The sequence below is a fragment of the Paraniabella aurantiaca genome (assembly GCF_050309965.1).
GTDB lineage: Bacteria > Bacteroidota > Bacteroidia > Chitinophagales > Chitinophagaceae > Niabella.
This window is the reverse complement of record NZ_JBLOSY010000001.1, coordinates 1,220,822-1,234,651: the sequence shown is the minus strand read 5'-3', so window position 1 is coordinate 1,234,651 and position 13,830 is coordinate 1,220,822. Positions and strand designations below refer to the sequence as shown.

Sequence of the window (13,830 nt, the reverse complement as noted above, 5' to 3'; positions counted from 1 at the left end):
ATATGCAAACAAATGGGTATATATTATCTTTGTATGGTGATTGAAGGATATAGAGGTAAAAGACACGAAAGAGATTTTTATTAAGATTTTTCATATGGCAAGCAATCGTTAGAGGTCAGTCCGTTTCTACGGAAGGACCTTTTTTCTTTTCAGCCCCTATACGAAAAAAAGCGATGGAATAAATCCATCGCCTTCGAATATAGCAAAGCGGCTATATATTATTTAGGCTCCAAAGCCTGTTTGATCCTGTCTTGTAAATCCAGTAAATGATTCTTTGAAGCAGCATCACCATAGCTGTTTGCAGCAGTACGTAGTTCAGCAGCCAGAGAGCGCAATTGTCCTTTTACAATCGACATAATATCGCTGGTAGCAATATTAATTTCTCCACCTCTCGATAATGCAGCCTGCTCTTGTTTTGAAGGGTTGGCTAAAGTGATCAATTTCTCTACATAAGATTTCTGTAATTGCCTGCGATATACATCAATCGCTTTGCGGGATGCTAACTCAGTAAATACTGACTTCTTTACATCGTTAAGCATTTCAGTGGGCGCGTATGCTTTGGCACCTTCCCTGGCTTCAGCGCTGATCAGTCTGCTGAGTGTAGAAGGATTGATGAGAATGTTTAAAGCTCTGTCCTGAACACGGGAAACCACGCTTAAAGGCTCCTGCCCGGTTAAAGCCGCATAGTCTTTCTGAATGATCCATGTGGGAGTAGTAAATACATTGGTTTGTAACCATGCCATAGCTTCTTTTTGGGTTGCCTTGTCTGTAAACTGGTATACGGAACCGGTTTGTTCAACACGTTTTGGTGTGCGTTCAACACCACCGATATTGTTGGTAACATGACCAATATATCTTCCAAACTGACCTACGATTTCGCTGTAAATAGTGCCCAGGTTGGTATAGTCTTTAGTAGACTGGTAAGTGTATTGCGGTAAGTTTACAATAATACGTTTCAGGTTTTTAATGCCATAGGTACTTGCCTTCATGGCGTTATCACTCAAATCTTCGGTCTGGCTTCTTGGGTCGCCACTGTTACCTTCACCATCACCCCACCAAAGGCGCGGATTTTTTAATTTGTCGATAGTGATCTTGTTCAGCAACGCTACTTCCTGGTCGGCGCTTTTAACCTCAGGGTACCAGCGGTAGCCCCATTCGATAGCCCAGGTATCATAGTCTCCGATGCGGGGGAACAAACCTTTCTGGGCAATATTATCTTCCGGCTGTGCTACATAGTTAAAGCGGGCATAGTCCATAATAGATGGGGTATGTCCGTTTGCCTCAACCCATGCTTTATCTCTCAGTTTTTCGGTTGGTACAGTTGAAGAAGATCCGAAATTATGCCTTAATCCTAATGTGTGCCCTACTTCATGGCTGCTTACAAAACGTATCAGCTGGCCCATCAGCTCATCATCAAATTCCATTTTGCGCGCTTTAGGATCAACTGCTGCAGTCTGTATCATATACCAGTTGCGCACCAGGCTCATTACATTATGATACCAGTTAATATGACTTTCCATAATCTCTCCACTGCGTGGATCGTGTACGTTGGGTCCGCTTGCATTAGGAATATCAGATGGCTTATAAATAATAGCACTGTGGCGGGCATCTTCCAGGTTAAAAGTGCTGTCTTCTGCATATGTCGGCGCTAATTTAGCTACGATTGCATTTTTAAAGCCGGCTTTTTCAAAAGCTACCTGCCAGTCGTTTACCCCCTGTATCAGGTAGGGTATCCATTTTTTTGGAGTTGTGGGATCAATATAATAAACGATCTGTTTTTTAGGCTCTACCAGTTCGCCACGTTTATATTTTTCAATATCCTCATTTTTAGGCTCCAACCTGTAACGCGCAATATAACGGTAACGGTCAACGCCTTGCGGATTCACATCAAAGTCGGTAATATTCTGTGTGGTGAAATAGCCAACCCTGTCATCAAAATAGCGGGGCTGCATCGGCACTTTTGGAAGTAATACCATCGATGTGTTCAGCTCAAAAGTTAAAGGAGACGCCACTGCGTAAGGGTTAGGCGGCATTCCGGGCTGCGAAACGGGCATATACATATAAGTTTTTACCGTTTTCACTTCTATATTAGTGGGATAAGCTCTTATGGTTGAAGTATAAGACCTGTCTGATTGCAGCATGCCCAATCCCAGAATTTTCTTAATTACCGGAGAAAAGAAGAAATAGTCGTTGTCGCCGTTCATATATTCGGTAACATCAATTACGGCTGCCGAATTATCAGGAGACAATGCTTTTACATCAAAAGAAGCACCAATGGGTTGAATATTACTGTTCATAACATTGCGATACATGCCTTCCGTACTATCGCGTCCTATTTCCTGGAAAGAAGTACGTTTCAGGTAGATCCTGTTATTAGGTCCTTTTTCAAATCGCACTGTACTGGAGTTGATCTGGTCTCCGGCATAGCTGGCTCCTGTTCTAAAACCGGCTGCCGCCTTTGAAAGACGTGATACTACCAGTATATCGCGCTCCAGCATATCATTGGGAATCTCAAAAAAGTATTTGTCATCTATTTTATGCAGCGTAAACATTCCTTTGGTAGTAATAGCCTTGCCGGTAATTACTTCTTTGTAAGGTTTAGGCTGCCCGGGAGGGCCTACCACTGGTCTTTTGGTAGAGTCGGCTTTCGCAGCGGCAGGTGGGGGTTGATTCTTTTTGCTCCTTCTTTGTGCATGGCCGGCAGTAGTTTGCAGTCCCAGCAATGCCAGTAAGGAAATAGTCAAAATTCTTTGCATGTGTTATAAATTGGTGATTTAGTGTTCGAATGAAGCGAATTTACTAATTGAAGAGTAAAGAAAAATCGATTTTTGATGAACGGCAGTCTTCTGTGAGATTTGTTGATATATTATTATACCTTAAATAAAATTCTTGATGAATCTTTAATATCTGGCAGCTAAAACTTACAATCTCTTCTAGCCGTATCTTTGCGACCCTTAAAATAATAAGATGACCAGCAGCGAAATACGTGATCAGTTTCTTGAGTTTTTTAAAACGAAAGGACACCATATAGTGCCTTCGGCCCCTATTGTAGTAAAAAATGATCCTACCCTCATGTTTACCAATGCGGGTATGAACCAGTTTAAAGATTTTTTCCTGGGTAATCAAAAAAGCCCCAATCCCCGGGTAGCCGATACACAGAAGTGCTTACGGGTAAGCGGCAAGCACAATGATCTGGAGGAAGTAGGTGTGGATACCTACCACCATACCATGTTTGAAATGCTGGGTAACTGGAGCTTTGGAGATCCTGCCCGTCCGGCAGGCGGGTACTTTAAAAAGGAAGCGATAGCCTGGAGCTGGGAATTACTGACCGATGTATATAAGATAGATAAGGACAAGTTATATGTAACCGTTTTTGAAGGAGACGAAAAGGAAGGGCTGCCATTCGACCAGGAAGCGTATGATGAGTGGGCCAGGTGGATCAATCCGGAGCGTATCTTAAAGGGAAATAAAAAGGACAACTTTTGGGAAATGGGCGATACGGGTCCCTGCGGACCCTGCAGCGAAATTCACGTAGATTGTCGCCCCGATGATGAAAGAGCAGCCGTAGCAGGTCATACACTGGTAAATGCCGATCATCCACAGGTGATCGAGATCTGGAACAATGTATTTATCCAGTTCAACCGCAAAAAAGATGGTAGCCTGGAAAGTTTACCGGCCAAACACGTAGATACCGGAATGGGCTTTGAACGCCTGGTTCGGGTGTTACAGGGCAAAACCAGCAACTACGATACCGACGTATTTACCGGAACGATTGCTGAAATAGAAAAAATTACCGGGAAGCAATATGATTTCAGCGACAGCAAGCAGGCGGTTGCATTCCGTGTTTTGGCTGATCATATCCGTGCTATCAGTTTTACTGTTGCCGACGGGCAATTACCTTCGAATACGGGAGCCGGTTATGTAATTCGTCGTATCCTGCGCCGCGCAGTTCGTTATTATTATTCTTATTTAGATTATAAACAACCCCTGTTACACCAGCTGATCCCGGTTATTTCAGCTCAGTTTGCAACGGTGTTCCCGGAGCTGCAACAGCAGGAAGCCTTTGTAACCAAAGTAATAAGGGAAGAAGAAGACTCTTTTTTAAGAACGCTGGAGAAGGGATTGAAAAGAATTGATGATATTGTACAGGCCTCAACCGGTGGCGAAATCAACGGTAAGGAAGCGTTTGAATTATATGACACCTATGGTTTCCCCGCAGATCTGACGCGACTGATTGCTACTGAAAATAATTTGAAGGTGGATGAGGCTGGATTTGAGGCCGAGATGCAGCAGCAGAAAAACAGGTCGCGGGCGGCAACTGCGGTTGATACGGAAGACTGGATACTGGTAACTGAAGAAACGCCCACGACATTTATTGGTTATGAGCAACTGCAGTCAGTAACACATGTGGTAAAGTATCGTAAGGTAAAAGCCAAAGGAAAAGAACAATACCAGCTGGTATTACAAACCACTCCTTTTTATGCGGAAAGTGGCGGCCAGGTGGGCGATAAAGGAAGTTTACAGTTTGGTGAGGAAAAGGTGCTGGTAACCGATACCAAAAAGGAAAATGATCTTATCATTCATTTTACAGATAAATTACCAGGGCAGATAGAACTGGAGGTTTTGGCTTCAGTAAATGCAGAAGAACGTGCCCATATTACTTATAATCACACGGCAACCCACTTACTACATGCTGCTTTAAAACAAGTATTAGGAGCGCATGTAAATCAGAAGGGTTCGATGGTATCGCCGGAAGTGCTACGCTTTGACGTTTCTCATTTCTCGAAAATTACGGATGAGGAGATCAGGCAGGTAGAGCGTATTGTGAACCAGAAAGTGCGGGAGAATCACCCGGTAGTGATCAAAGAAATGCCCAAAGAAGAAGCCATGAAATTAGGTGCGATGGCATTATTTGGCGAAAAATATGGTGATACCGTGCGCGTGGTAACAGCCGATCCGGCCTTCTCTGTGGAGCTTTGCGGTGGAACACATGTGCAGCAAACCGGCAGTATTGGTTTATTTATCATTACTTCAGAGGGTGCTGTAGCGGCTGGTGTACGTCGCATTGAAGCCCTGACCGGGCAGGCGGCTTTTGATTTTGTGACGCAGAAGCTGGAGGAACACAAGCAGGTAACCGAAGTGCTCAAAAGCAAAGAACCGTTGAAAGCTATTGAGAAGCTTTCGACAGAGAAAGTGGCGCTTGAAAAGAGAGTAGAAAGACTGGAAGCAAAAGAGTTGGTCGGTATTCGCAATGAACTATTGCAAAAAGATGAAATCATCAACCAGATAAACTTTATCGGGGATATTGTAGAAGTAAGCAATGCCGATGCATTGAAAAAACTTTGTGCCGATTTAAAGAATCACCTGAAGGATTTTGTGATTGTGCTTTGTGCCAACATTGGCGGTAAGCCATTTGTAGCCGTAAGTATTGCGGACAATGTAGTAGCTGCAAGAGGTTTGGATGCGGGGCAGATGATCAAACAAAATATTGCACCACTGATCAAAGGAGGTGGCGGCGGCCAGAAAACGCTGGCAACAGCCGGCGGGCAGGAAGCAGGACAATTATCACAGGTGATTGAAGCAGTAAAAAACCTTCTATAAGATAAAAATATAAATTGTTCTTTATTAGCCCCACTGAAATTGAATCCGTGGGGCTTTCTTTTAGGCGTAAAAATTGCATACCTAACCCCAAAGCATTATTATGCCTGAAGGACCCTCCATTCTACTTCTAAAAAATCAGCTACAACCTTTTGTAGGTAAAACCGTAAAGCAGGCGGGAGGTTATGGTCCGATGCCCACTGATTGGATCAATGGCCGAAAGCTAAAGGAAATACAAACCCATGGCAAGCACCTGTATTTTATTTTTACGAATGGTGTGGTTCAGCTTCACCTGGGGCTTTTTGGCGAAGTATTGATCAATGAACGCAAAAAGGTAAACCGGAAGTTTTTCCTGGAATTTGCCAAAGGAGAAATCAACGGATATGTGGTGACTGTGAAGAAAATTGAAACGGTGGGTGAGCTTTTCGATCCACGTACCGATATTTTGAGTACCGATTTTGATGTAGCCTATGTAAAATCGTTGATCAGCAGGAAGCCGGAAAAAGATATTGCCGGGCTGTTAATGGACCAGCAAATTTTTTCCGGTGCAGGAAATAAGATAAGGGTAGAGGCGCTGTATAGGGCAGGTGTGCATCCGTTGAGTAAAGCGGGCAAAATTCCTCCAAAGGTCCTGACCAAATTAATAGCCGCAGTGCGTAACTACGCGAAAATCTTTTACAAAAACCTGGAAAAAACCGGTACTAACAAGGATTTTAAGGCATACCAGCAGGAGCACGATCCACAAGGCAACGAGATCACTATGAAATACTTGTCCAAAGAAAAACGGAAAGTTTATTTTAGTGAGCGAAAACAAAAATTGTACACCTGATTGAATGCTCATTGTTTAGTATCTTAATACCATGTCTCTTTTCAGAATGATACCCGACAAACACGATGTGTTGCAGGACCAGAATGCACCGGAGGAGAAAAATACCTTCAGGCACTGGCTCTATGTAACTATTTTCCAGAGTAGCACGCCTGCAGGTAAAACGTTTGATATTGGACTGTTTATCTTAATATTGGCCAATATTATACTGCTTATTCTCGAAAGCGTAGAGTCCATTGCGATTGCCTATGATAAGATCTTTAATATACTGGACTACTTTTTTATGGTGGTGTTTAGTATTGAATACCTGCTTCGGCTTTACTGTGTACGCGAGGCAAAGCGCTATGCTAGAAGTTTTTACGGAGTTGTAGACCTGCTGGCTATCTTACCATCATATCTCGAATTTATATTGCCCAACTGGCATATGCTGATGATCATCCGCTCCTTCCGTTTATTAAGGGTATTCAGAATTTTCCGGATGGTACGGTTCCTCGATGAAAGCCGGTATATGATGTTTGCCCTGATCAGGAGCTTCAGCAAGATCATGGTATTCTTATTCTTTATCGTGTTGCTCACTGTTTTTCTGGGGTCGGTAATGTATGTATTAGAATATGAGCACAACCCGGGGTTTCACAGCATTCCGCAAAGTATTTACTGGGCTATTGTAACCATTACCACCGTAGGGTATGGAGATGTGGCCCCTGTTACCGCAGTAGGTAAAATAATAGCCTCATTTATAATGATCCTGGGTTATGCAATCATTGCCGTTCCTACAGGCATTATGTCCGCATCACTGGTTTCGCAATACCGCGATATGGACAATGACGACAGGGTTTGTGCTAATTGTAATAATAAAAATCATGCAGCTGACGCCCGGTTTTGTAAAAAATGCGGACATGAGTTGCCGGCTGTTTAACAAGTTGATAGAAAAGAATGAACACAAAAAGGCGTCAAAGAAGACATCACTAAAAGACAAAAATGAAGGAACCTCGCTCTCCACACGTATTAAACGCCTCATCTAACCTTATTGGTTTTTGCTTTTTGGTAATTACGTCTTTGCGGTTTTTAAGCAAATCTACAGGTACGGTAATTGACGAACTGGCCACCATTTCGATGGTATTCTTTATGGCGGCTTCTATCTTATCATTTCTTTCCCTAAAAAAGATATCCCGCCGCGCAGAAATATTGGAGCGAATAGCCAGCGGGTTGTTTTTATCAGGTTTGTTACTTTTATTTATCACCACCCTGCTTTTTTCATTGCGATTAATAGATTAGCATACAGGCGAAACAGGATGAACTAAAAAATCTTTTAATCTTTAACACTTCCGAAACACTTCGTATTTCTTGTTTTGCACTATCTTTGAAATACGAAGATCGACGTAGATCTTTTAAATTTATAAAAAGGGAAAAAATATAGGCATGAAAAAAATTTTATTGTTTACTGCAGTGGCTTTGCCGGGCATACTACTGGCCCAGAAGGATAATGCCGAACCGAAAGAGCAGGAGCGTATTATTATCACCAAAAAGGGCAACGCTGGTGAGAAATTGAACATCGTAGTAGATGGAGAAAATATTACCGTAAATGGAAAGCCGGTAGATAAAACTGCTCAGGGCGACGTAACGGTAAAGCGATTAAAAATTAAAGATGCCAGTACGTTCAACTGGTCGCCTGAGATTGGCTTTGAAGATGAAGCTGGTGATATGAACCGGCAGATCCGGGTTTTTCGGGCGCCCAATAAAGCCATGTTGGGTGTTACTACTGAAAAAAGCGATGAAGGAGGTGTGAAGGTAACAAGTGTAAATGATGAAACCGGTGCTAAGAAGGCTGGTTTACAGGAGGGCGACATTATTACAAAAGTGGATGATAAGGTAATAGAAGCACCCGATCAGCTATCCGAAAGCCTTAAAGACAAAAAGCCCGGCGATAAGGTAACCATTTCTTATAAGAGAAATGGGAAAGCAGCTACTGCAACGGCAGAGTTAACTAAATGGAATGCTCCACAGGTAATGGCTTTCAATGGAAATGGTGCGAATTTCTCAGCTCCCGACATTAATTTCGAAGAATTGATGGCGCGTATTCCAAAGAGCGATGACAATGGAAGCTGGAACAACCGGAACGGCAATTTTCGTATTTATGGTGCCCCGGCTTTTGGTATTAATGCTTCAGGCCCCAGGCTCGGAGTAAAAATACAGGATGTTGAAAAGGGAACCGGTGTGAAAATTATTGAACTGGATAAAGACTCTGATGCTGATAAAGCGGGTTTGAAAGAGGGAGATGTGATTAAAGAAGCTAATGGAGTAGGTATTGAAGGTACGGAAGATCTGCTGGTTCAAACCCGGAAAAGCAAGGCCGGATCTACATTAAAATTAAAGGTAGACCGTAACGGGAAATCGCAACAAATAGATGTTGTTTTTAGCAAAAAACTTAAAACAGCCGATCTCTAAGCAGAACAAAAGGAGTTTTCTGATTGTTGTTTAAATATAGTTTTTGAAAGTAGAGTGCCTGAATTTTTCAGGCATTTTTAAAAAAGTTTGTGATTTAGGGTTTCGAAAGCCGGTAGTAAGATATGCTGCCGGCTTTTTCTTAATTGTAAGGTTAAACCGGCTTTTTCAAATTTCAAACCCCAAATAAGAAATCCGTCTTATTTTTACAGCCTTCCATGAGTACAGTGAACGAACAATACGAAATAGTGATAGGGCTTGAAGTTCATGCCCAATTGCTGACGCAAAGCAAATTGTTTTGCGGGGATAGCATTGCGTTTGGGGCAGAACCCAACACACATGTAAGTCCCATTACCCTGGCGCACCCGGGTACTTTGCCCAAAATGAATCGCCAGGCTATTGGTCATGCCATTAAAATGGGCCTGGCCTGCAATTGCGAAATAGAAAAGAAGAATTATTTCGCGCGGAAAAATTATTTCTACCCCGATTTACCCAAGGGTTACCAGATATCCCAGCACACTACACCTATTTGTAAAGAAGGGTTTGTGCCTATTAAAACGGACGCCGGTGAGAAAAATATCAGGTTGAATCGTATTCATATGGAGGAAGATGCCGGCAAAAGCCTGCATGATGTAAACGAGTACAATACCGCTGTAGATTATAACAGGGCGGGTACTCCTTTAATAGAGATCGTAACCGAACCTGATTTACGCAGTAGCGATGAAGCTTTCGCGTATGTAAGCGAACTGAGGAAGCTGGTGCGTTACCTGGGTGTTTGCGATGGCAATATGGAAGAGGGCAGCATGCGCTGCGACGCCAATGTCTCAGTAAGAAAGAAGGGTGATAAGCAACTGGGGACCAAAGTAGAGGTAAAAAACCTCAACTCCATAAGGAATGTAAAACGAGCGATTGATTTTGAAGCGCAACGCCTGATCGATATGCTGGAAGCTGGTGAAACCATTAAGCAGCAAACAAGAAGTTTTGACGCCAACAACGGTACCACATTTGCCATCCGGGATAAAGAGGATGCAGAGGATTATCGTTATTTTCCTGATCCGGATTTGACGCCCTTTGACCTGAAGGACGATTTTATTAACGAGATCAGGGCCTCTATTCCTGCTTTACCAGCCGAGCGCGTGGCTATTTATTGCTCAACCTACAACCTGCCAGAGTATGATGCTTTGGTACTTACCGAAGAAAAAGAAACCGCCGACTATTTTGAAGCGGCTATTCAACACACACAAAATTATAAAGCAGTAGCCAACTGGCTGCTGGGGCCGGTAAAAAGCTGGATGAACGAACATTCGCGATCTATCAACGATTTTGAATTAAAACCTGAGCAGATCGCGGCCCTGGTTCAATGTGTAGATGATGGAAAACTGAGCTTTTCAACAGCCTCAACCAAGCTGTTCCAATTATTATTGCAAAATCCAACGGTAGCACCTGCCGTACTTGCCGAGCAAAATAACCTGATTCAGCAGTCAGATTCATCAGAGTTGGAGCCGGTGATCGATGCCGTATTAGAGCAATTGGCAGATAAGGTGGCCGCTTATAAAAAAGGTAAAAAGGGATTGCTCGCCTTATTTGTAGGCGAAGTGATGAAACGCACAAAGGGGAAAGCAGATCCTAAAAAGACCAATGAAATCATATTAGAAAAATTAAAGTAGCATACAGTTACTGGTCAGTGGTTCATGTGATTTTACGAACTATGAGCCATCAACTTTCAATCAACATGAAAAAAATATTTTTTGTAGCATCCGCCCTTCTTGCACTGGTTGCCTGTAAGGAAGATAATAAAAACAGTTTTACCGTTTCCGGGAAAATTACCAACGGTAACGGTAAAATGGTTTATCTCGAAGAAGTGCCAATTGGTACCATGAGGCCGGTTATTGTAGATTCTGCTACGCTCAACAGCGACGGCACATTTAAAATCGAAGCGGAAACAGGAGAGTCGGCTATCTATAATGTACGGCTTGACCAGGGTATGTACCCGGTTGCATCAGTTATCAATGATAAGCCGGCTGTGGAACTGGACGTAGTGATGAACAAGGAAAACAACCAGTTTTCTGAAAAATATGAAGTGAAAGGTTCTCCCGCCAGCGAAAAAATGAAGACGTTCATGTTCGCTTTCAATGAAAAGCTTCAAAATGTATATGCCCAGGCCACTAAAATCGACAGTTTACATCAACTGAACAAGCCCGATAGTGTGATTGCTCCATTACTGCAGGCCAGGGCAGAAGGGACTTCTTATTTAAGAGATCTTACATTAAGTGAAATAAAAAAATCGGATAACGCGGCTTTAACCATGTTTGTTTTGGGGTATTACCAGTCCTCAGCCAGTAATCCTGCCGTAGGACTGGAACCTTTGAGCAATGATGAAGTGAATGCGACCGTTGCTAATATTGTTAAAAAAAATCCATCACATTCCGGCCTCGCAACCTTGCAAAAAGACCTCAAGGCGCAAATGGATAATGCCGGAAAAGGAAATTTGGTGGGCAAGCCGGCTCCCGAGTTTACCATGCCTGATGTAAATGGCCGCCCCGTGGCGTTGAGCTCTTTCAAAGGAAAATATGTATTGGTTGATTTTTGGGCCAGCTGGTGTAAGCCTTGCCGCATGGAGAACCCCAATGTAGTAGCGGCTTACAATAAATTTAAGGATAAGAATTTTACTGTATTAGGTGTTTCGCTGGATCAGTCGAAAGAGCCCTGGTTAAAGGCAATTAAAACCGATAAGCTGGACTGGCCGCAACTGAGTGATCTGAAATTCTGGGAATCTCCTGTGGTAGCATTATATGGATTTGAAGGTATTCCGTTTAATGTATTGCTCGATCCCGAAGGAAAGATCATAGCGCAGGGGTTGAGAGGTGCCGACCTGGAAAGCAAGCTTGCTGAATTGCTGAAATAATATTCATTTTTGGTACTGATAACCAAAGTGTGAGGATTTGTAACTCCTTATACTTTGGTTTTTTCTTTTATAAGAAATGTGCTGAATGCTTGAAAAGATGACTGGTAATGTAAGGATGCTAAATATTAATCGACTTAAGGTATATTAATGCATCATTAAGAACTATTCTCGTAAATTTGCGTTTCTTTTCCAGTATATGAGTGATGCAATTAAACACGAATGCGGCTTAGCCTTCATCAGGCTTCGCAAAAGTTTCTCCCATTATTTAAAAGAGTATGGAACCGTAATGTGGGGGCTGAATAAGCTGTACCTGCTTATGGAAAAACAGCATAACCGCGGACAAGACGGGGCGGGCATTGCAGCTATTAAGCTGAATGTAGAGCCTGGTCATCCCTTTATGCATCGTATCAGAAGCGCGCAGCCGCAGGCTATAGGCGCTTTATTCCAGAATATTGCGGAAGAAGTAAACGAACTTACAAAGTATAATCCGGAGATCGTTAACCATCCCGGCTTGATGAAAGGGCATGTGAAGTTCTTAGGCGAATTATTGCTGGGCCATTTACGTTATGGAACCCAAGGTAAAAATAATGCAGAGTTTTGCCATCCTTTTCTAAAAAGACACACGATAACTACCCGTAACCTTGCGTTAGCGGGTAATTTTAATTTGGTGAATACCGAAGAGCTTTTTAATAAGCTGGGTATTGAGCCCGGGCCCTTTCAAAAACAAAGCGACCTGGCTGCCATGATGGAAATAGTGCACAAGCACCTGGTAGATGCTGATGAAGCTTCTCCTGCAAAGCCGGATATTAAAAATGTATTGAAAGAAGTAATACCTCAATTTGATGGTGGTTTTACGGTAGGTGGTGTAACCGGTGATGGCGTTGGGTTTGTTTTCCGTGATCCGCATGGTATCAGACCTTGTTACTACTATATTGATGAAGATGTGATAGTAGCTGCTTCAGAGCGTGCTGCAATCCGTACCACTTTTAATGTAGGTGAAAACGAAGTAAAAGAACTCATGCCGGGTAATGCTTTGATCGTTCATGAAGACGGCAGCTTTGAAATTGAAAGCGTAGTAGAACCAAAAGAACGTAAAGCCTGTAGTTTTGAACGTATTTATTTCTCACGAGGTAGTGATGAGAAAATTTATAAAGAACGCAAAGCCCTCGGTTTTAACCTGAGCGAACAGGTGTTGAACGCGATTGATTTCGATTTAAAGAATACAATATTCTCTTATATTCCTAATACAGCCGAAGTTGCATTCCTGGGATTACAGAAGGGTATGCAGATGTACCTTAATAAAATTAAAATCGAGCGCATCTTAAGCTGGGGTAAAGACTATGATGAAGAGAAGCTGGAAGAGATGATCAACCGCCGCATTCGGGTGGGCAAAATTGCCATTAAGGATGTAAAAATGCGTACGTTCATTACGGAGGACGCCAGTCGCAACGAGATGGTACAACACGTGTACGATATAACCTACGGTACAGTACGGCCAGGTATTGATACTATTGTTATCATTGACGACTCCATTGTACGGGGAACTACATTAAAACAGAGCATTATTAAAATGCTGGCTCGTTTACAGCCTAAAAAGATCCTTATATTATCGTCTGCTCCGCAGATCCGTTACCCCGATTGCTACGGAATTGACATGAGCAAAATGGGTGACTTTATAGCCTTCAACGCTGCGGTAGAAATATTGAAAGACCGCGGGCAGGAGCAATTGCTTCATGATCTTTGGCAGCAATGCAAAGATCTGAAAGCGCAGAATCTGTTACATACCGAGAATCTGGTTCAGAAGATTTACAAAAGCAGCACCAGTACGGAAATTTCTAATAAGATCGCGGAAATGATCACACCCAAAGACCTGGGTCTGCCGGTACAGGTAATATTCCAAAGCATTGAGGACCTGCATAAAGCCTGTCCCAATAACCTGGGCGATTGGTATTTTACCGGTAACTATCCAACTCCGGGTGGTAACCGTGTGGTAAACCAGGCATTTATGAATTATATGGAAGGAAAGAACGAAAGAGGATATTAAACTCTCGTTTTAAAA

9 protein-coding genes are annotated in these 13,830 nt (G+C 42.7%); 8 read left to right on the top strand and 1 reads right to left on the bottom strand.

Annotated features, from left to right (window positions below):
• Window positions 1-218 precede the first annotated feature (218 nt).
• Window positions 219-2,756 (bottom strand): zinc-dependent metalloprotease, encoded by a 2,538-nt coding sequence (locus ACLOAU_RS05335; protein WP_427860818.1) that lies wholly within the window; start codon window positions 2,754-2,756, stop codon window positions 219-221.
• A gap of 211 nt (window positions 2,757-2,967) precedes the next feature.
• On the opposite strand from ACLOAU_RS05335, the gene alaS reads away from it, so the two are divergent.
• The 8 genes from alaS (at window position 2,968) to ACLOAU_RS05295 (ending at window position 13,815) form a co-directional block, all read left to right on the top strand.
• Window positions 2,968-5,601, top strand: coding sequence for an alanine--tRNA ligase (gene alaS, locus ACLOAU_RS05330; RefSeq protein ID WP_427860817.1), 2,634 nt, complete (start codon window positions 2,968-2,970; stop codon window positions 5,599-5,601).
• A gap of 100 nt (window positions 5,602-5,701) precedes the next feature.
• The gene (locus tag ACLOAU_RS05325) at window positions 5,702-6,427 is read left to right on the top strand and encodes a DNA-formamidopyrimidine glycosylase family protein (protein ID WP_427860816.1); all 726 of its coding nucleotides are present in this window, start codon (window positions 5,702-5,704) and stop codon (window positions 6,425-6,427) included.
• A gap of 31 nt (window positions 6,428-6,458) precedes the next feature.
• Window positions 6,459-7,340 carry an ion transporter gene (locus tag ACLOAU_RS05320; RefSeq protein WP_427860815.1) on the top strand — a complete coding sequence of 294 codons (882 nt, stop codon included), beginning with the start codon at window positions 6,459-6,461 and terminating at the stop codon, window positions 7,338-7,340.
• A 62-nt stretch (window positions 7,341-7,402) separates the two neighbouring features.
• Window positions 7,403-7,699 carry a hypothetical protein gene (locus ACLOAU_RS05315; RefSeq protein ID WP_427860814.1) on the top strand — a complete coding sequence of 99 codons (297 nt, stop codon included), beginning with the start codon at window positions 7,403-7,405 and terminating at the stop codon, window positions 7,697-7,699.
• A gap of 144 nt (window positions 7,700-7,843) precedes the next feature.
• Window positions 7,844-8,869 carry a PDZ domain-containing protein gene (locus ACLOAU_RS05310; RefSeq protein WP_427860813.1) on the top strand — a complete coding sequence of 342 codons (1,026 nt, stop codon included), beginning with the start codon at window positions 7,844-7,846 and terminating at the stop codon, window positions 8,867-8,869.
• Between the two features lie 215 nt (window positions 8,870-9,084).
• On the top strand, window positions 9,085-10,533 hold the full coding sequence (gene gatB / locus ACLOAU_RS05305) for an Asp-tRNA(Asn)/Glu-tRNA(Gln) amidotransferase subunit GatB (protein ID WP_427860812.1): 1,449 nt from the start codon (window positions 9,085-9,087) through the stop codon (window positions 10,531-10,533).
• A gap of 65 nt (window positions 10,534-10,598) precedes the next feature.
• Entirely contained in the window at window positions 10,599-11,771 is a 1,173-nt protein-coding gene (locus ACLOAU_RS05300; protein ID WP_427860811.1) for a redoxin domain-containing protein, read from the top strand.
• 196 nt (window positions 11,772-11,967) lie between these two features.
• Window positions 11,968-13,815 (top strand): amidophosphoribosyltransferase, encoded by a 1,848-nt coding sequence (locus tag ACLOAU_RS05295; protein WP_427860810.1) that lies wholly within the window; start codon window positions 11,968-11,970, stop codon window positions 13,813-13,815.
• Window positions 13,816-13,830 lie beyond the last annotated feature (15 nt).